Annotated in this window: 16 protein-coding genes and 1 pseudogene; 9 read left to right on the forward strand and 8 right to left on the reverse strand. The window is 61.3% G+C overall.

Annotated features, from left to right (window positions below; translation table 11 throughout):
* Positions 1-117 precede the first annotated feature (117 nt).
* Positions 118-1,302 (reverse strand): annotated as a pseudogene (locus ACRXB1_RS11085) (AAA family ATPase); the annotation flags it as partial.
* 381 nt (positions 1,303-1,683) lie between these two features.
* Here ACRXB1_RS11085 and dapC point away from each other — a divergent pair.
* From dapC to cls, 6 genes are all read left to right on the forward strand, one after another.
* Entirely contained in the window at positions 1,684-2,907 is a 1,224-nt protein-coding gene (gene dapC, locus ACRXB1_RS11090; RefSeq protein ID WP_174364267.1) for a succinyldiaminopimelate transaminase, read from the forward strand.
* Between the two features lie 27 nt (positions 2,908-2,934).
* Complete coding sequence (gene dapD / locus ACRXB1_RS11095) at positions 2,935-3,762, forward strand: 2,3,4,5-tetrahydropyridine-2,6-dicarboxylate N-succinyltransferase (protein ID WP_061999142.1); 828 nt, start codon at positions 2,935-2,937, stop codon at positions 3,760-3,762.
* A 3-nt stretch (positions 3,763-3,765) separates the two neighbouring features.
* A complete protein-coding gene (locus ACRXB1_RS11100) occupies positions 3,766-4,128 on the forward strand; it encodes an ArsC family reductase (protein ID WP_075360394.1) in 363 nt (120 codons plus the stop codon).
* A 103-nt stretch (positions 4,129-4,231) separates the two neighbouring features.
* Complete coding sequence (gene dapE / locus ACRXB1_RS11105; RefSeq protein ID WP_449492022.1) at positions 4,232-5,371, forward strand: succinyl-diaminopimelate desuccinylase; 1,140 nt, start codon at positions 4,232-4,234, stop codon at positions 5,369-5,371.
* 28 nt (positions 5,372-5,399) lie between these two features.
* Positions 5,400-6,284 carry a 50S ribosomal protein L3 N(5)-glutamine methyltransferase gene (gene prmB / locus ACRXB1_RS11110; RefSeq protein WP_061999139.1) on the forward strand — a complete coding sequence of 295 codons (885 nt, stop codon included), beginning with the start codon at positions 5,400-5,402 and terminating at the stop codon, positions 6,282-6,284.
* A 55-nt stretch (positions 6,285-6,339) separates the two neighbouring features.
* Positions 6,340-7,803 carry a cardiolipin synthase gene (gene cls, locus ACRXB1_RS11115; RefSeq protein ID WP_172811924.1) on the forward strand — a complete coding sequence of 488 codons (1,464 nt, stop codon included), beginning with the start codon at positions 6,340-6,342 and terminating at the stop codon, positions 7,801-7,803.
* 7 nt (positions 7,804-7,810) lie between these two features.
* Here cls and ACRXB1_RS11120 read toward each other — a convergent pair whose 3' ends face one another.
* From ACRXB1_RS11120 to ACRXB1_RS11135, 4 genes are all read right to left on the reverse strand, one after another.
* Positions 7,811-8,737 (reverse strand): dihydrodipicolinate synthase family protein, encoded by a 927-nt coding sequence (locus tag ACRXB1_RS11120; RefSeq protein ID WP_375508141.1) that lies wholly within the window; start codon positions 8,735-8,737, stop codon positions 7,811-7,813.
* A 25-nt stretch (positions 8,738-8,762) separates the two neighbouring features.
* Positions 8,763-10,475 (reverse strand): IlvD/Edd family dehydratase, encoded by a 1,713-nt coding sequence (locus ACRXB1_RS11125; protein ID WP_449492023.1) that lies wholly within the window; start codon positions 10,473-10,475, stop codon positions 8,763-8,765.
* Positions 10,476-10,499: 24 nt separating this feature from the next.
* Positions 10,500-11,243, reverse strand: coding sequence for a FadR/GntR family transcriptional regulator (locus tag ACRXB1_RS11130; RefSeq protein ID WP_449492024.1), 744 nt, complete (start codon positions 11,241-11,243; stop codon positions 10,500-10,502).
* A gap of 250 nt (positions 11,244-11,493) precedes the next feature.
* Positions 11,494-11,973: a glutathione peroxidase gene (locus ACRXB1_RS11135; RefSeq protein ID WP_075360398.1), complete on the reverse strand. Its 480-nt coding sequence runs from the start codon at positions 11,971-11,973 to the stop codon at positions 11,494-11,496.
* Positions 11,974-12,129: 156 nt separating this feature from the next.
* Here ACRXB1_RS11135 and ACRXB1_RS11140 point away from each other — a divergent pair, with 156 nt between their 5' ends.
* Positions 12,130-14,064: an ATP-binding cassette domain-containing protein gene (locus ACRXB1_RS11140; protein ID WP_449492025.1), complete on the forward strand. Its 1,935-nt coding sequence runs from the start codon at positions 12,130-12,132 to the stop codon at positions 14,062-14,064.
* A gap of 16 nt (positions 14,065-14,080) precedes the next feature.
* Here the strand turns inward: ACRXB1_RS11140 and ACRXB1_RS11145 are convergent, their stop codons facing one another.
* The 3 genes from ACRXB1_RS11145 to alr all read right to left on the reverse strand — a co-directional run bounded on the left by ACRXB1_RS11145 (position 14,081) and on the right by alr (position 16,987).
* Positions 14,081-14,344: a DUF2866 domain-containing protein gene (locus tag ACRXB1_RS11145; protein ID WP_449492026.1), complete on the reverse strand. Its 264-nt coding sequence runs from the start codon at positions 14,342-14,344 to the stop codon at positions 14,081-14,083.
* Positions 14,345-14,486: 142 nt separating this feature from the next.
* Positions 14,487-15,875 carry a DNA repair protein RadA gene (radA, locus tag ACRXB1_RS11150; RefSeq protein ID WP_061999134.1) on the reverse strand — a complete coding sequence of 463 codons (1,389 nt, stop codon included), beginning with the start codon at positions 15,873-15,875 and terminating at the stop codon, positions 14,487-14,489.
* Between the two features lie 41 nt (positions 15,876-15,916).
* A complete protein-coding gene (gene alr, locus ACRXB1_RS11155; RefSeq protein ID WP_449492027.1) occupies positions 15,917-16,987 on the reverse strand; it encodes an alanine racemase in 1,071 nt (356 codons plus the stop codon).
* Positions 16,988-17,469: 482 nt separating this feature from the next.
* Between alr and lplT the strand changes: the two genes are divergently transcribed.
* Complete coding sequence (gene lplT, locus ACRXB1_RS11160) at positions 17,470-18,777, forward strand: lysophospholipid transporter LplT (RefSeq protein ID WP_061999132.1); 1,308 nt, start codon at positions 17,470-17,472, stop codon at positions 18,775-18,777.
* Between the two features lie 80 nt (positions 18,778-18,857).
* Positions 18,858-19,101, forward strand: a 244-nt coding sequence (locus ACRXB1_RS11165; protein WP_449492028.1) for a hydroxyethylthiazole kinase, incomplete at its 3' end; no start/stop codon positions are given.

Here is a 19,101-nt window from a genome sequence, read left to right on the forward strand (position 1 = left end):
GCAGCAACGTTTTCGGCGATCCATTCGGATGTTGCTGCACCTGCCTTCTCCGCTCGCGACAACGGGGAATCACCGTAATAGTTCGCATTTGTTGATACTTCGTCATGTACCAGTGAAGTCACTGCGCGCGATGGTCGCGCGTTCGTCGTTCAATCCGGTCTGTGCATCGCGAAAACGCGCTTCGAGCGCAGGCAATTCGTCCTGTTTCGCAGCCGCCGTTTCCTGCGCGATGGCCGCCTTTTCCTCGCCGACAGCCAGCGCTTCTTCAGCGTCGTCGATCTCGCCACGCGCTTTCCCGGCCTGCATCTGCCATTGCTCGCGCTGCGCGGTCAACGCGGCGATCTGCGCTTGCACGCGATTACGCGATTCGACGATAAAGCGGATTTCCGCCTCGAGCTTGCTGACTTCGGAATTCGCTTCGTAGAGCGCGCCCTGAGCGCCTTGCATGGCGTCGCTTGCACTGTAGTGAGCCACGCGCAGCGTTTCAAGTTGTGCTTCGACTTCGCGCAGCTTCGCGGTTTGCGATTCGAGTTCGATCTGCGCGTCGCTGATTGCACGCTGCTGACGCTCGGACTCGTTGCCCGCCTCGTTCTTGCGCAAAAGCCACAAGAGCCGCTGCTTTTCCTCGCCATCGGCCTGCAAGGTCTTGTATTTCGTCGCGACGATTGCCTGCGCTTCGAGCTTCTCGAGATTCGCGCTCAGCTCGCGCACGATATCTTCCACGCGGGTCAGGTTTTCGCGGGTGTCGTGCAAGCGGTTTTCGGTCTCGCGCCGGCGCTCCTTGTACTTCGATACCCCCGCGGCCTCTTCCAGGAACACGCGCAGTTCTTCGGGCTTCGCCTCGATGATCCGCGCAATCATGCCCTGCCCGATGATCGCGTACGCACGCGGCCCAAGGCCCGTACCCAGGAAAATGTCCTGGATATCGCGGCGGCGGGCGGGCAGGTTGTTGATGTAGTAGCTGGAGGTGCCGTCGCGCGTGAGTACCCGCTTGACGGCGATTTCGGCGTAGGTGCCCCACTGCCCGGCGGCGCGGCCGTCGGCGTTATCGAAGATCAGTTCGACGCTGGCCCGGCTGCCCGGCTTGCGCGCGGTGGAACCGTTGAATATCACGTCCTGCATCGACTCGCCGCGCAGCTCGGAGGCGCGCGATTCGCCGAGCACCCAGCGCACGGCGTCGATGATGTTGGACTTGCCGCAGCCATTCGGGCCAACCACGCCGACAAGCTGGCCTGGGACCTGGAAATGGGTGGGATCGACGAAGGACTTGAAGCCAGCGAGTTTTATCGAGGTCAGACGCACGGCGATATCGCTGATTGAAATGAATGCTGGAAACGGGCCGGCGAACCTCGTGTGCACGCATGTCCGTGCAGCGGGAGGCGTAAGACGCCGGTCGAAAACGCTCGGGCGGCGCGGGCTGGACCCTTGATCAAGACACTGCCCGGCGAACGATGACAATCATACCATCGCGCGGAATGATTTCTTTTCGCTCAAGGCGGACGCTTTGTGTATGTCTTTTATCGGCAATCGACCAGGCAGGTCAGCGGGCGTTCTTCTAGTCCGAATGGCCCCGCCATTGAAGTCGCAGGGCCGCCGGGAAAGCGCCCCGGGATATAATCGCAGCCTTGTCGTCTCACTGTCAGCCGCGACCTGACGCATGAACCCCAGGGCATCGACCAAGCCGTGAATCCACTTCTCCAGAAACTTCAGCCGTATCCGTTCGAAAAGCTGCGCGCGCTGTTCAAGGGCGTCACGCCGCGGGCGGATTTCTCACCGGTCAGCTTTGGCATCGGCGAGCCGAAACACGCCACGCCCGCACTTATCCGCGAAGCTGTTGTCAATGCCATGGCGGGGCTGGCTTCCTATCCGGCCACCGCCGGGAGCGAGCCGTTGCGGCAGGCGATTGCGGAATGGACCAGGCAACGTTACTTGCTTCCCGCTGTCAGCGCCGCCACCGAGGTGCTGCCGGTTTCCGGCTCACGGGAGGCCCTGTTTTCGCTGGCTCAGACGGTGATCAACAGCCGTAGCGCCGCTGAACCGCCCGTCGTGGTGTGCCCGAATCCGTTTTATCAAATCTACGAAGGCGCGGCGTTGCTGGCCGGCGCCGAGCCGTATTTCGTGAACAGCGATCCGGCGCGCAATTTCGCCTGCGATTACTCGGCCGTACCGGACGCCATCTGGGCGCGCACGCAGTTGCTTTTCGTCTGCTCGCCGGGCAACCCGACTGGCGCCGTGCTCACACTCGACGACTGGCGCGAACTGTTCGCGTTGTCGGATCGCCATGGCTTCGTGATCGCGTCCGACGAATGCTATTCCGAGATTTATTTCGACGAAGCCACCCCGCCGCTCGGCGGTCTGGAAGCGGCGCACAAGCTCGGGCGCGGGTTTGAGCGCCTGGTGATGTTGTCGAGCCTGTCCAAGCGTTCGAACGTGCCCGGCATGCGCTCGGGCTTTGTCGCCGGCGACGCGGCCATCCTCAAGCAATTCCTGCTCTATCGCACGTATCACGGCGCCGCGCTCTCGCCCATGTTCCAGGCAGCGAGCGTCGTCGCGTGGAAAGACGAGGCGCACGTTCGCGAAAACCGCGCGCTCTACCTGAAGAAATTCACGACGGTGACGCCCATGCTCGCCGAGGTGCTTGACGTGCGCCTGCCCGACGCCGCGTTCTACCTTTGGGCGAACGTAGCGCGCACCGGCCTCTCGGACACCGAGTTCGCCGCACGCCTTTACGCCGACTATAATGTGACGGTTTTGCCGGGCTCGTTCCTGGCACGCGATGCCCACGGCACGAATCCCGGCAGCGGTTTTATCCGCATTGCGCTGGTCGCGGATGTCGACGAATGCGTGGAAGGCGCACAGCGAATCGTGGATTTCTGCCGCTCGCTGCACCGCTCATTCCCTTCTTAATCTCAGCACTCACTTTAAGTCACGACCATGTCGCAACAACTTCAACAGATCATCGATACCGCCTGGGAAAACCGCGCCGAGCTGTCGCCGAAAGCGGCGCCCGCCGAGGTACGCGACGCCGTCGCTCACGCAATCGAGCAACTCGACAAAGGCGCGCTGCGCGTCGCCGAAAAGCAGAACGGCGAATGGTTGGTCAATCAATGGCTGAAGAAAGCGGTGCTGCTGTCGTTCCGTCTTGAAGACAATGCGCCGATGCCCGCCGGCGGTTACAGCCAGTTCTATGACAAGGTGCCGTCGAAATTCGCCAACTACACCGCTGAAGATTTCGCAGCGGGCGGTTTTCGCGTCGTCCCGCCTGCCATTGCGCGCCGCGGTTCGTTCATCGCGAAGAACGTGGTGCTGATGCCGTCATACACGAACATTGGCGCGTATGTGGATGAAGGCACGATGGTCGATACCTGGGCCACGGTCGGTTCATGCGCGCAGATCGGCAAGAATGTGCACTTGTCGGGCGGCGTGGGGATTGGCGGCGTGCTGGAACCGCTGCAGGCAAACCCCGTGATCATCGAAGACAACTGCTTTATCGGCGCGCGTTCGGAAGTGGTGGAAGGCGTGATCGTCGAAGAAAATTCGGTCATTTCCATGGGCGTGTATCTCGGCCAGAGCACGAAGATCTATGACCGCGAAACCGGTTCGGTGACGTACGGCCGCATTCCGGCAGGTTCGGTGGTCGTCGCGGGCAATCTGCCTTCGAAGGACGGTTCGCACAGCCTGTACTGCGCGGTGATCGTGAAGAAGGTCGATGCGAAGACGCGCGCCAAGGTTGGACTGAACGAGTTGCTGCGAGGCGATTGATCCATGGCCGCGAAAAAGATCGTCGTGTATGGGATTCCGAATTGCGACACCGTGAAAAAAGCGCGCGTGTGGCTGGAAGAACATGACGTGCCGTTCGAATTCCACGACTTCAAGAAGGCCGGTGTATCGACGGCGTTGTTGCAGGACTGGTTGAAGGACGTCACGCTCGACGAACTGATCAACCGTCGCGGCACGACGTGGCGCGGGTTGTCGGATACGTACAAGGACGAAGCGGGATCGACCGCCGGCGCGATTGCATTGATGATCCACAAGCCGTCGATCATCAAGCGGCCCGTGCTGGTGGTGAACGGCCGTGTGAAGTCGCTCGGGTTCGACGCCGAGAAGTACGAAACGCTGTTTGTTTGAAGTTTCGGCTTTGCATGCAGCGTCGCGCGCCAATGTAGCGCGCGTGAATCATTATCCCTGCCGGCCGCCGCGCCGGCATTTTTATTGAAAGTGGCTCGAAACCATGTCCGGCACCCTTATTCTTTCCGAACAACTCATCGCGCGTCCGTCCGTCACGCCGGACGATCAACATTGCCAGAACGTGCTGATCGAGCGTTTGTCGGCGGTTGGTTTCGAATGCGAGACCATCGAGTCGGGCGGCGTCACGAACCTGTGGGCCGTCAAACGCGGCACGGACGGTACCGACGGCAAGCTGCTTGCGTTCGCCGGGCACACGGACGTGGTGCCGACCGGGCCCCTTGAGCAATGGACATCGCCGCCGTTCGAGCCGACACACCGCGACGGCAAACTGTACGGCCGCGGCGCGGCAGACATGAAGACGTCGATCGCGGCGTTCGTGGTGTCGAGCGAGGAGTTTGTCGCGGCGCATCCCACGCATCGCGGCTCGATCGCATTCCTGATCACGAGCGACGAAGAAGGTCCCGCGACCGACGGCACCGTCAAGGTGATCGAAGCGCTGAAAGCACGCGGCGAGCGGCTGGATTACTGCATCGTCGGCGAGCCGACATCCAGCGCCACGCTTGGCGACATGGTCAAGAATGGCCGCCGCGGCTCGATGTCCGGCAAGTTGGTCGTGAAAGGCGTGCAGGGTCACATTGCGTATCCGCATCTCGCGAAGAACCCGATCCATTTGCTTGCACCGGCGTTGGCCGAACTCGTCCAGACGCATTGGGACGACGGCAACGAATATTTCCCGCCGACCACGTGGCAGGTCTCCAACCTGCATGGCGGCACGGGCGCGACCAACGTGATCCCGGGTCACATCGAGTTGATGTTCAATTTCCGCTTCTCCACGGCGAGCACGGTGGAAGGCTTGCAAAGCCGCGTCCACGCGATCCTCGACCAACACGCGCTCAACTACGATCTCGCATGGAGCGTCAGCGGCCTGCCGTTCCTCACGCCGCGCGGCACGTTGTCGGGCGCGCTGGAGCAGGCCATTCTCGATGAAACCGGCGTTCGCACCGAACTCTCGACCACCGGCGGCACGTCGGACGGCCGCTTTATCGCGCAGATCTGCGAGCAAGTCGTCGAATTCGGACCGCCCAACGGCAGCATTCACAAGATCGACGAGCATGTCGAGATCGCGTTCATCGATCCGTTGAAAAACGTGTACCGGCGCGTGCTCGAAACCTTGCTCGCCTGATCCAAACCACTCTTTAAAGGAGCCTGCGATGGCGCTTCCCTTCACCACCGTACGCGATCTGCTGCGCTTTGCCGTCTCGCGATTCACCGAGGCAAAGCTGTCGTTCGGGCACGGTTCATCGAATGCATTCGATGAAGCCGCGTACCTCGTCCTGCACACCTTGCACTTGCCGCTCGACACGCTCGACCCGTTTCTCGACGCCCGTCTGCTCGACACCGAAATCGACGCCATCATGAAAGTGATCGAGCGGCGCGCGAAAGATCGCGTGCCCGCGGCGTACATCACGAACGAGGCGTGGATGCACGGGCATCGTTTTTACGTCGACGAACGCGTGATCGTGCCGCGGTCGTTCATTGGCGAATTGTTGCAGGACGGCTTGCAGCCGTACGTGCAGGACCCCGACGAAGTCTCGCGCGTGCTCGAACTCTGCACCGGCTCGGGCTGTCTCGCGATTCTCGCGGCGCAGGCGTTCCAGAATGCGGATATCGATGCCGTCGACATCTCCGCGCCAGCGCTGGAAGTCGCGCACCAGAACGTGGACGACTACGACCTGGATTCGCGCATCGCCCTGTACGAAGGCGACTTGTTCGCGCCGCTGCCCGGCGGCCGTTACGAGGTCATCATCACGAACCCGCCCTACGTCAACGCGCTCGCCATGCAGTCGTTGCCGGCCGAGTACCGTCATGAGCCTGAACTCGCGCTTGCCGGCGGTGCGGACGGCATGGATATCGTGAAGCGGATCATTGGCGAAGCGCGCAAATGGCTGACCGAGGACGGCGTGCTCGTGATCGAGATCGGCAACGAACGCGCGAACGTGGAAGCGACGCTCGGCGGCCTGGACATGGTCTGGCTTTCGACCAGTGCCGGCGACGACAACGTGTTCCTGATCCAGGCTGCCGACCTGCCGGCCTGATGTCCAACGCAGGACTCCAGCACCACTAGAGCACGCTCACGGGCCGACCGCGCACATGCATATTGAATGGCAGGACTGGCTGCATCTAGGCACGTTTGTCATCATCGCCCACTTGCTCGGCGTGATGGCCGCGTGCCATGCGGTGCTCAACACGCGCACGTCACAGGGCGCGGTTGCGTGGGCAGTGTCGCTCGTCGCCATGCCGTACTTCACGCTCATCCCGTATCTGTTCCTTGGGCGCAGCAAGTTCGCGGGGTATATCGACGCAAGGCGCCTCGAGAACGAAATCCTGCGCAAAAGCGCGCATCCGACCGAATGGAATTTCCCCGATGAAGCCGCCCGCCTGCGCGGCGTGGCGCCCGGCGATCCCGCCGAATATCTTGGACACCCGACTATTCGCGCGCTCACGCGTCTGAGCGGAATGCCGTTCTTGCGCGGCAATTCGGTACGCGTGCTGATCAACGGCACCACGACTTTCGATGCAATTTTCGAGGCCATTGAAAAAGCAAAGACTTATGTGATCGTGCAGTTTTTCATCGTTCGCGCCGATGAGCTCGGGCTGAAGCTGAAAGACCTGCTGATCAGGAAAGCACAAGAAGGCGTGCGGGTTTATTTCCTGTACGACAGCATCGGCAGTTTCGATTTGCCGCATCGCTACGTGAACGCGCTTCGCGCCGGCGGCGTGCAGACGCATCCTTTCGCGACCAAGCGAAAATTCGTCAATCGCTTTCAGATCAACTTTCGCAATCATCGAAAGATCGTCGTCGTGGACGGCGAACGTGCGTTTGTCGGCGGGCACAACGTTGGCGTGGAATATCTGGGCGGCAATCCGCGCTTGTCGCCATGGCGCGATACACACATTGAAGTGCGCGGGCCGGCGGTCGCGAGCATCCAGTTCGTGTTCATTGAAGACTGGTATTGGGCGACGCAGCGCATTCCGGAAGTCGAGGCCTCGAAGGTCTCTGAAAAAGACATGAGCTGTCTCGTGCTCGCAAGCGGTCCCGCCGACCGGCAGGAAACGTGTTCGCTGTTTTTTGTCGAAGCAATCAACGCGGCGCGTTCGCGCATATGGATCACGACGCCCTATCTCATCCCCGATGAAGCCGTGTTCTCCGCGTTACGCCTTGCCGTGCTGCGCGGCGTGGACGTGCGCATCCTGATTCCGAGCCGGCGCGATCATCGGGTGGTGTTTGCCGCGTCGAAGTTGTATGCCTACGATGCGTTGCTCGCCGGCGTGCGGATCTTCCGATACCGGCCGGGCTTTTTGCATCAGAAAGTGGTGCTGGTCGACGACATGTCGGCGGCGATCGGCAGCGCGAACCTGGACAACCGCTCGTTCCGCCTGAACTTCGAAATCATGGTGCTGACGGTGGACCAGAGCTTTGCCGCCGAAGTCGAAAAGATGCTGCTTGACGACTTCGCGCAATCGTGGGAAATCAGCCGCGACGATTACCTTGGTGCGCCCCCTCTGCGGCGCATGGCCATGCATGTCGCGCGGCTTTTTTCGCCTATTCTTTAGGCTGGCATTATCCCGCGTAGGGCCCAAGGCTGTCGGCAAAGCGCCGTGCACAATCGAGGCCGAAGGCCGTAGGCGCCATACCGCGATCGTGACTGACCTCAAACCCCATTCGCCATGCCGCAATGCGCTTGCCGTAACACGTTAGGGCATCGAGCGACTGCATCACGAAAACGATCGCCGGCAATACAGCTTCGTAAAGCTGCTGCGCCTCAGCCGGATCGCGCTCGTAAGCCTGGAAAATGCTCACCTGATGATCGAAGCTGTCCGGCGCCACGATCATCCCCGCGCAGCCGGAGCGCAGGTTATCCAGCAACTCCTGTCCGCCGCGCCCGTTGAACACAGGCATGGCGCTGCCGGACCTGCGCAAGCATTCGATCGTGGCGTGCAGCACCGTCGCCGCGCCCTCGCCTTTCAACCACCGGAAGTTCGGACATTGCCGCGCAAGTTCCGCGATCGATTCCGGCGACAAACCCACTCCAAGATACTCCGGCGCATTCTGGATACCCGCACCGGCGGTCTTGTTCAAACCGCTCATGACCGAAGCGAAGAAGTCGAAATAGAATCGCTCGGGCTGGGTGCGAGCCGACGGCGGTTGCAAGATCAGCCATTGCGCACCATGGGCGATGGCCCAGTTGCCAAACTCGATCTGCGTCTCAGGGGTCTCGCCTGTGACGGTCACGGCGAGCGGCACGCGCGAAGCGATGTCCTGATGCGCCCAATCCACGATCTGCTCGCGTTCGCTACGAGACAACCGCTGCACTTCGGTCGCGAGACCCAGCACCACGATGCCAGGCGCGCCCGCCGCGATGGTCCGCTCGACCTGAGTGCGCATTGCGTTGCGGTCGAGCTGGTTGCTGTGATCGAAATAAGCGTAGAGGACCGGCCATATGCCGGCCGGCGAGTTCGCAGGCAGTGTTGCGCGGGTCAATTCCATATGCGTGACTCCTTAAGGCTGTAGTTCAATGCGAGTCACGCGGCACGGGCGCGCCGCTTGCCCCGACCAGGAAATCGAGGTCCGCGCCCTGATCCGCCTGCAGCACATGATCGACGTAGAGTTTCACGTATCCACGCAGCGGAGATGCCGGTTTCCGCCACGCCGCCCGCCGCCGTTCGAGTTCTTCATCCGAAACCTCCAGGTGCAGCCGCCGCGCTTTGACATCGAGCTCGATCATGTCGCCGGTCTGCACGAACGCCAACGGACCTCCGGCAGCCGCTTCCGGCGACACATGCAGCACGACCGCGCCGTATGCAGTGCCGCTCATCCGGCCATCGGAGATGCGCACCATGTCGGTAATGCCCTTTTGAAGCACCTTTTTCGGCAGCGGCATATTGCCGACTTCGGCAAATCCCGGATAACCCTTCGGCCCCGCGCCCTTCAAGACCATCACGCAGTGCTCGTCGATATCGAGCGCTTCGTCGTCCACTTTCGCGTGCAGTTCTTCCACGTTCTCGAACACGACCGCCCGGCCACGATGCTTGAGCAAATGAGGCGTCGCTGCCGACGGCTTGATCACTGCGCCGTTTGGTGCGAGGTTTCCCTTCAGCACGGCAATGCCCGCTTTCTGCTTGAACGGCGCGGCGAACCGCGTGATGACCTTCTCGTCGTCATTGCGGGCGTTCGAGACGTTGTCCCAGATCGTCTTGCCGTTCACCGTAAGCGCGTCCTTGTGCAGCAGACCGTGTTCGCCCAGTTCCCTCAGGACGGCCGGCAAGCCGCCTGCATAGTAGAAGTCCTCCATCAGAAATTCGCCCGATGGCTGCAGGTTCACGAGGCATGGCACATCCGAACCGAGCTCCCAGTCCTCCAGCGTCAACGGCACACCAATGCGCTTTGCGAGCGCAATCAAATGCACCACGGCGTTGGTCGAGCCACCAATCGCCGCGTTCACGCGAATCGCATTTTCAAATGCTTCGCGTGTAAGAATCCGGTCCATCGTCAAGTCCTCGCGGACCATATCGACGATTCGCCGTCCGGCCATGTGCGCGAGCACCTGACGCCGGGCATCGACGGCAGGAATCGCCGCGTTGTGCGGCAGGCCCATGCCGAGCGATTCGACCATCGACGCCATCGTGGAAGCCGTGCCCATGGTCATGCAATGGCCGCGCGAGCGGTTCATGCAGGACTCCGCTTCCGTGAATTCCTCCTGCGTCATCGTGCCCGCACGCACCTCTTCCGACATCTGCCATACGCCGGTTCCCGAACCAATCGGCTTGCCGCGATACCGGCCGTTGAGCATCGGTCCGCCGGAGACTGCGAGCGCCGGCAAATTGCAGGACGCCGCGCCCATCAGAAGCGCCGGCGTGGTCTTGTCGCAGCCGACGAGGAGGATCACGCCATCGAGCGGATTGCCGCGGATCGATTCCTCGACGTCCATTGACGCGAGGTTGCGAAACAGCATTGCCGTGGGACGAAGGTTGGATTCGCCGAGCGACATCACGGGAAATTCGAGCGGCAATCCCCCGGCTTCGCGCACGCCACGCTTCACGTATTCGGCAAGTTCTCGAAAATGCGCGTTGCAGGGCGTCAACTCGGACCACGTGTTGCATATGCCGATGACAGGCCGTCCGTCGAAATTGTCGTGCGGGATGCCCTGGTTCTTCATCCACGAACGGTGAATGAAACCGTCCTTCCCGTGCGTGCCAAACCATTGTTGCGATCGAAGTTTGCGCATGATGTGTCTTGTTGAGGTTTGAGGTCACCGACCCGAAAGCACGCCGTCTTGCTCCAGCGCGTCGAAGTCACGCCGCGTTGTGAGCAGCAATCGCGTCATGGCCGCGTGTGCTTCGGCAGGATCGCGCCGGCGAATTGCCTCGAACACAGCACGATGCTGTTCCAGTGACGCCTGCGCCGACAGCGCGTGTTCTCCAGTAAGGCGAATCCCTGCACCCAGCGCAGCGCGGACTGTGCCGACCAATTGCGTGAAGACCCAGTTGCCGGCCGCCGCAATGACGCCCGCATGAAACGCGACGTCTCCTGCGGCCCACAGCGCTCCGCGCGCACCATCCGCTTCGCTCGCCATCGCGGTCAACGCCTCTTCGATACAGGCGATATCCGCCGGCGAGGCCCGTTGCGCCGCCAGCTCTGCCGCGCGTGGCTCGATCAACAGCCGCGCTTCCACCAAAGACTGGAAGAACGCGGCGTCGGTGACGCGCAACACTGCCAGGTCGAGCACGGATTCATCCAGCAGCTTCCAGTTATCGCGAGGAAGAACTGTCGCGCCTTTGCGCCGCCGGCTTTCGATCAATCCGAGCGATGCCAGTTTTTGCATCGCCTCCCGGGCTGCCGTACGGCTCACACCATGCGCGGCGGCAAGTTCATTCTCGTTTGGCAAGCTCGATCCGACCGGAAGGACTCCGGAAAGGATTGCATCCGCGAGATGGATGACGATCGCCTCGTGCAGCTTCGTCATGGTCGGCGCGGCCGTCGATTCGGGTTTCATCGAAGCCTCGCTCAAGGTAGGAGAAATAAATCATACATAATTCAGCATCAAGAAATAGTTATGTACGACATATTTCTACAATTGGCAGCGCCGAAGCGTCCCGCGCCATGGATCGGAAGTGAAGAGGCAATCCCGACGCAAGCGCGGGTTCCAGTCAATCTGCTGGTTCGCTGGCAGCGCCGCCCGGACGGGCGTCACCGTGGAGAATAAGGCGATGCGGTCGAATGGGAGCGTTCGACCGTACCCATGTTCAAAGCAGCTTTTCGATATCTCCGGACAGCGCATCAGGCTTTGTCACCGATCCGAACCGGTTCGTCACGTTGCCTTCCTTATCGACGAGAAACTTCGTGAAGTTCCACTTGATGCCTTCGGTTCCGAGCACTCCCGGCGCTTCTTCAGTCAGATAACGGAACAGCGGATGCGCGTTCGCGCCGTTCACCTCGACCTTGGCGAACATGGGAAACGTGACACCGTAATTCTTCTCACAGAAGCTGCCGATCTGCGCGGCGTCGCCCGGTTCCTGCTTCCCGAACTGATTGCACGGGAAACCCAGCACCGCGAAACCGCGGTCCTTGTAGCGGTCGTATATTTCCTGCAAACCCTTGTACTGCGGCGTGAATCCGCACTCGCTCGCGGTATTCACGATCAACAGCACCTTGCCCTGGTATTGCTCCAGGCTGGCTGTCTCGCCGCCCAGGGTTTCCGCCGAAAACGAGTAGATAGGGTTCATTCGAGTCTCCGCTTGAAAAAATCCAGTCTAAGCGAAACGCCAGGCAAAGAACATTCGGCCGAACGGCCAGCGAGGCACCGGACATGAATGAGCACGCGGCGAGCGCCAGCGGCAGTCTAAAATAGCGTTTTCCCGTACTCGCCTGGGTCTCACGCCGTGATTCGCTTCAATCAGTTCAGCCTTGCCCGCGGCACGAAACCGCTCTTCGAACAGACCACGTTCACGCTCAATCCTGGCGAAAAGGCGGGGCTTGTCGGTGCAAACGGCGCAGGCAAATCCACGCTGTTTTCCGTGCTGCGCGGCGACCTGCACGCAGACGGCGGTGATTTTTCCATGCCACCGTCATGGCAAATCGCGCACGTCGCGCAGGAAACGCCGGCGGTGGACCGCACCGCGCTCGATTACACGCTCGACGGAGACACGCAGCTTCGCAGCATCGAAGCGCGGATCGCGGCGGCTTCAGCCGCTCACAACGGCGCCGCGGAAGGCGAAGCGCACGCCGCGTTCGCCGATGCCGACGGTTACACCGCGCCCGCCCGCGCCGAGACACTGCTGATTGGCCTGGGCTTCACGCTCGCGCAGACGAAGGATCCGGTCACGAGCTTCTCAGGCGGCTGGCGCATGCGCCTGAACCTTGCGCAGGCGCTGATGTGCCGCTCGGACCTGCTGCTGCTCGACGAACCCACGAACCACCTGGATCTCGACGCGATCATCTGGCTGGAAGACTGGCTGCATCGATACCCGGGGACGCTGATCGTGATTTCGCACGATCGCGAATTCCTCGATTCGGTGTGCAACGTCACGCTGCATCTGGAAAACCGGCAGATCAAGCGCTACGGCGGCAACTACAGTCAGTTCGAGATCCTCCGCGCGCAGCAAATGTCGTTGCAGCAAAGCGCATTCGAGAAGCAGCAGAAGACGGTGGAGCATCTGCAGAGCTTCATCAACCGGTTCAAGGCGCAGGCGACCAAGGCGAAGCAGGCGCAAAGCCGCGTGAAAGCACTCGAGCGCATGGAAATCATCGCGCCCGCGCATGCTTCTTCGCCGTTCACCTTCGAGTTCCGCACACCTGACTCCGCGCCCAATCCAATGATGGTGATGGAAGGCGTACGCTGCGGGTACCACACGGAAGCGGGCGACGTGCCGATCGTGGAAGGTGTCACGCTCTCCATTCAGAACGGCCAGCGCATCGGTCTGCTGGGCGCTAACGGCCAGGGCAAATCCACGCTGATCAAGACGCTCGCCGGGACGTTGGAAGCGCTCAGCGGGACCGTGCGCGAAGGCAAGGGCTTGCGGATCGGGTATTTTGCGCAGCATCAGCTCGAAACCCTGCGTCCGGATGACTCCGCCTTGCAGCACGTCGCCCGTCTCGCGCCCGATACCCGCGAACAGGAACTGCGCGACTTCCTGGGTGGATTCAATTTCTCGGGCGAGATGGCGACCGCGAAGATCGCCCCGTTCTCCGGCGGGGAAAAAGCGCGTCTGGCACTCGCGTTGATCATCTGGCAAAAGCCGAATCTGCTTCTCCTCGATGAACCAACGAACCATCTCGACCTCGAAACACGGCACGCCCTGACCATGGCGCTGGCGCAATTCGAGGGGACGCTGATCCTGGTTTCGCACGATCGCCACTTGCTGCGCGCGACCACGGACACGTTCATGCTGGTGGCAAAACACCGCCTTCAGCCCTTTGACGGCGACCTCGACGATTATCGTGACTGGCTGCTCCAGCACGCGGCCGAGCAGCGCGCGGCCGCCAAGGAAGCCGGCAGTGACAGCGCGGACGACACGCTCGATTCGGGGCAGAACCGCAAGGAACAGCGCAGGCTGGAAGCGCAAGAGCGCCAGAAACTCTCGCACTTGAAGAAACCGCTGCAGTCGCGGATTTCGAAGATCGAGAAGGAGATGGACAAGCTGAACGCCGAGAAGGCGCAACTGGATGCGTTCGTAGCCGATGCCGCGAGCTACGAGCCGTCAATGAAATCCAAGCTGACCGAGTCGATTCGCCGTCAGGCCGACGTGAACATCAAACTCGAAGCGCTGGAAGCGCAATGGCTCGAGGCACACGAAGAACTCGAGCAGATCGGCTGACTTGAGTGAGTCCAGGCTAGCGCCGTGGCAAGGTTTGCCGTAGTATGCCTTCGTCGTCGTGCAGCACGTGCTTGCGGCCCTTGACGTGGCAGCGGATCGTTGCCACGACCTCGTCCTCAGTCACGTTTTCCGCCACCACGCGGCGGGAGATCTGCCCTTCCGCATCGATCCATTCGACGATTCTGCAGCCACCGCCCCACGGTTGCGGGATAGGTGCTGACACCCGGCAGCCACGCAGATGAAATGATGGGGCTGACGAAGTTTGATTTGCGTGTTTCAAGGCGTCGTCCTTTCCGCTCGTATCGGGGTTTGTCGCGATAGAAGCATAGAAAAAGGACGCGCCACGTGGGTTACAGGGACTGCACCGATTTTTACGCCACATTACGAAAGGGCCCGATCCCGATCGCGAGTCTTTCGCAAAATCAGTCGAACGCACGCGCCCGGTCGATTGCTTCTTCGATCCGGTCCACGGCGATCACTTCCAGTCCGTCGATAGGCTGTTTCGGCGCGTTCGCCTTCGGAATCAGTGCGATCGAAAAACCGAGCTTGGCCGCTTCCTTCAGCCGGTCCTGACCACGCGGCGATGGCCGGATTTCGCCCGCAAGACCCACCTCGCCGAACACGATCAAGCCCTTGGGCAACGGCTTGTTGCGCAGGGATGACTGAATGGCCAGCAGCACGGCCAGGTCGGCGGCGGGTTCTGTGATCTTCACACCGCCGACTGCGTTCAGGAACACGTCCTGATCGAAGCAGGCAATTCCCGCGTGCCGATGCAACACCGCCAGCAGCAATGCCAGCCGGTTCTGCTCCAGTCCCACGGCAAGGCGTCGCGGATTCGGCACGTGGGCGGTATCGACCAGTGCTTGTACCTCCACCAGCAGCGGCCGCGATCCCTCTTGGGTGACGAGCACGCAGGACCCCGGCACGCTCTGCTCATGCTGCGATAAAAACAGCGCCGATGGATTCGCCACGCCACGCAGACCGCGCTCGGTCATTGCGAATACACCAAGCTCGTTGACCGCGCCGAACCGGTTCTTGAATGCACGCACGAGCCGGAACGACGAATGGGTATCGCCTTCGAAGTACAGCACGGTATCAACGATATGTTCCAGCACACGAGGTCCGGCGAGATTGCCCTCTTTCGTCACGTGACCGACCATGATGATGGCCGTCCCGGTCTGCTTGGCGATCCGCGTCAGTTGCGCCGCGCATTCGCGCACCTGTGCAACCGATCCGGGTGCCGAAGTCAGCGCTTCGGAATAAACCGTCTGAATGGAATCGATGACCGCCACTTCCGGCCGTTCGGCATCGATGGTTGCCTGGATCCGCTCAAGCTGGATTTCCGCGAGCAGGCGCAAATCCGGCGCCGCGTTGCCCGAATCGCCGAGCAAGCCGAGCCGTTGGGCGCGCAATGCGATCTGCGCGCCGGATTCTTCGCCACTGATATAAAGCGCGGGCCGTTCACGCGCGATTTCCGCGAGCGATTGCAGCAACAGCGTCGACTTGCCGATGCCCGGATCGCCCCCGATCAACACCACGCCGCCCGCGACCAGACCGCCGCCCAGCACGCGATCGAACTCGCCGATACCCGTTGTGAAGCGCGGCACATCCGACGCTTCGATTTCCGACAAACGCTGCACAGGCGATGTCTTCGCCAGCGCCTGGAAGCGATGCGCCGACGGCGACTCCGCCACCGACTCCACCAGCGTATTCCACGCGCCGCAAGCCGGGCACTGGCCCTGCCATTTCGGCGCTTGCCCGCCGCATTCCGTGCATACGTAAAGCGTTTTAACCTTCGCTACTTTCGCCACTCGCCTTCCTGGGTTTCATCGTTACACACACAAACTTGCTGTTATTCAGCCCGCATCGGCACACGTTGCGCGACCGCGCACATCAGCTCGTAGCCGACCGTGCCGCACGCGGCGGCAACGTCATCGACAGGCAGCTTCGCACCCCACATTTCCACATGCGTTCCGATGCCAGCCGTCGGCACCGGCGTCAGGTCCACCGTGATCATGTCCATGGAGACGCGCCCGACAATGCGCGTGAGCACGCCATCCACAATGACAGGCGTGCCTTCCGGCGCGCAACGAGGATAACCGTCCGCATAACCGCACGCCACTACGCCAATGCGCATAGGCGAAGTGACGGAAAACGACGAACCATAGCCCACCGTCTGCCCTGCCGTCACGGTCTGCACGGCGATCAGTTCGGACGCGAACGTCATGGCCGGCTTCAGGCCGATATTCGCGACGTCCTCGGTCCTGCCCGACGGCGACGCGCCATACAGCATGATCCCCGGGCGCACCCAGTCGAAATGCGATCCGGCGTGCCAGAGCACGGCTGCCGAATTCGCCAGGCTGCGCGTGCCGGCAATGCCCTCGGCACCGCGCTCGAACGCTTCCATCTGATGGTCGATGCCGCGAGGACCGTCGGCATCGGAGAAATGGGTCATCAACGTGATCTGGCCAATGCCCTGCACCGCCCGCGCCCGTTCCCATGCGGCGCGAAAACGCTCGGGCGCGTAGCCCAGGCGGTTCATGCCCGTATTCATCTTCAGCTGGATATTCACCGGTTTCGACAAGCGCGCCATTTCGAGCATGCGCAACTGTTCGTCGCAATGAACGCCGGTTGTGAGGCTGTACCGGTCGATTACATCGATATCCGTCGGACGAAAAAAGCCTTCCAGCAGGAGAATGGGGCCAGCCCAGCCGAGTTCACGCAACTTAACCGCTTCCTCTAGGTCAAGAAGACCGAAACCATCGGTTGCACGCAATCCGGGGAACGCTCGCGCCAATCCGTGGCCATAAGCATTGGCCTTGACGACGGCCCATATCTTGGATTTCGGCGCATGCGCCCGTGCGATGGCCAGGTTGCTGGCGAGTGCGGCAGTGTGGACAGTAGCGGATAAGGGGCGCGGCATGGAAGGTTCGGTTGGATGAACGGGGAATTCCGCGAAAGCTGGCCGTCGTCGCGGACGGGGCATTTTCAAGGTCGGCGCGGTTACAGCGGACTGTGTTCCGATTGCGCTGGCGCGGTGGCAAACCGCCGCGCTGCGGTTGCACGAGAGACTTCGTACAGAAGACCTGTCAGCTCGCCGATGAACTTAAGACCGCGAACCCGGCACGAAATTCGAAAAGAACACATGTTTCGAATCAATACTTTATCGTCACCCTGATGCCAGCCGATGTTGCGGCACGCATGTCACATGAGCGCCAGGGGACTGTCATGGAGGTTACTGCTAGTCAGAATGCGCCTATTTTCGTGTTATAAAGCCGTGCACACAACCCATTTCAAACAGAAATTGCCTGAACGGGAGCCTGAGCGCGAACCCGGACGCGAAAGACGAGCGCGCCGTGCGGAAACGGGGCGGATCACCCGCAGTGCGGACTAGCATCGGATCAGATGAAAAAAGGTTTTTACACCATCATGGCCGCGCAGTTTTTCTCGTCGCTGGCCGACAACGCCCTTCTGATCGCTGCGATCGCCCTGCTGAAAGATCTTCACGCCCCGAACTGGATGACGCCGCTGCTCAAGCTGTTCTTTGTGCTGTCATACGTAGTTCTGGCTGCTTTCGTAGGTGCCTTCGCCGACTCACGGCCGAAGGGTCACGTGATGTTCGTCACCAACTCCATCAAGGTAGTCGGCTGCCTGACCATGCTGATCGGCGCGCACCCGCTGCTGGCGTATGGCATTGTCGGTTTCGGCGCGGCCGCATACTCGCCCGCGAAGTACGGCATTCTCACCGAACTGCTGCCTGCCGACCGTCTGGTCGCGGCCAACGGATGGATTGAAGGCACCACGGTCGGGTCGATCATTCTCGGCACGGTCATGGGCGGTGCGCTGATCAGTCCACATATAGCGTCGCACATACTTTCGCTACATATTCCCAAGGTCGATACGCCCGCCGAAGCGGCCATGCTCGTGATCGTGTTCATGTACATCGTCGCCGCAATCTTCAATCTGCGGATCCCCGATACCGGCGCACGTTATCCGAAGCAGGAACATCGCCCGATCAAACTCATCACCGACTTCGCCGATTGTTTCAATGCGCTCTGGCACGACAAGCTCGGGCAGATCTCCTTGGCCGTGACCACGCTGTTCTGGGGCGCGGGCGCGACCTTGCAGTTCATCGTGCTGAAGTGGGCGGAAGTGTCGCTCGGCATGTCACTGTCGGAGGCGGCGATTCTCCAGGCGATCATCGCGGTCGGAGTGGCCGTGGGTGCAATTCTCGCGGCGGCGCGCGTGCCGCTGAAGAAGTCACTGTCGGTGCTGCCGGTTGGCATCATGATGGGCGTCGCGGTGATGCTGCTCGCGTTCTATTCGAAGCATCTTTTCCCGGTGCACTGGGGCATCTATTTTGGTCGCATGCACCTTCCGGGTTACCTGATCGTCGCGTATATCTTCCTGATGATCGTCGGCGGCCTGTCGGGCTTTTTCGTGGTGCCGATGAACGCGCTGCTGCAACATCGCGGACACGTGCTGCTTTCGGCCGGGCATTCGATCGCGGTGCAGAACTTCAACGAGAATCTTTCGGTGCTCGTGATGTTGTGCCTGTATGCCGTGCTCGTCTGGCTCGATGTACCGATTCAATTCGTGATCGTGCTGTTCGGCACCTTTGTCTGCCTGATGATGTACTTCGTCATGCGGCGGCATCAGGCCAATCAGCGCGCGTTCGATTCGGTCGCGCTGATCGGCGAATCACGCCACTGAACCCGGCCGAACCCGGCACGACGCGAGCGAAGCCGGACGCGCGATAATCCGGCTATCCATTTCTCTTCACGCCAGACTTCATGCTCGCCGCCGATCTCTTTTCGTTCGCAAACCGTGTGCGCGAACGCGCGCCGCTCGTCCATTGCCTGACGAATCTCGTTGTCACGAATTTCACGGCCAACGTGCTGCTCGCGATCGGCGCAGCGCCGGCGATGGTCGTCGCGCGCGAGGAAGTCAGCCAGTTTGCGCCGATGGCGAACGCGGTATCGGTGAATCTCGGCACGCTCGACCTGCCGCAAAGCCGTGCGATCCGCGCCGCCGTCA

It is taken from the genome of Caballeronia sp. M23-90, assembly GCF_053574605.1.

Coding starts and splice junctions, on each gene's coding strand:
- prmB (WP_061999139.1), top strand. CDS start 5,400: ATGGCGCTTCCCTTCACCACCGTACGCGATCTGCTGCGCTTTGCCGTC.
- lplT (WP_061999132.1), top strand. CDS start 17,470: ATGAAAAAAGGTTTTTACACCATCATGGCCGCGCAGTTTTTCTCGTCG.
- ACRXB1_RS11135 (WP_075360398.1), bottom strand. CDS start 11,973: ATGAACCCTATCTACTCGTTTTCGGCGGAAACCCTGGGCGGCGAGACA.
- alr (WP_449492027.1), bottom strand. CDS start 16,987: ATGCCGCGCCCCTTATCCGCTACTGTCCACACTGCCGCACTCGCCAGC.
- cls (WP_172811924.1), top strand. CDS start 6,340: ATGCATATTGAATGGCAGGACTGGCTGCATCTAGGCACGTTTGTCATC.
- ACRXB1_RS11125 (WP_449492023.1), bottom strand. CDS start 10,475: ATGCGCAAACTTCGATCGCAACAATGGTTTGGCACGCACGGGAAGGAC.
- dapD (WP_061999142.1), top strand. CDS start 2,935: ATGTCGCAACAACTTCAACAGATCATCGATACCGCCTGGGAAAACCGC.
- ACRXB1_RS11100 (WP_075360394.1), top strand. CDS start 3,766: ATGGCCGCGAAAAAGATCGTCGTGTATGGGATTCCGAATTGCGACACC.
- ACRXB1_RS11120 (WP_375508141.1), bottom strand. CDS start 8,737: ATGGAATTGACCCGCGCAACACTGCCTGCGAACTCGCCGGCCGGCATA.
- ACRXB1_RS11130 (WP_449492024.1), bottom strand. CDS start 11,243: ATGAAACCCGAATCGACGGCCGCGCCGACCATGACGAAGCTGCACGAG.
- dapE (WP_449492022.1), top strand. CDS start 4,232: ATGTCCGGCACCCTTATTCTTTCCGAACAACTCATCGCGCGTCCGTCC.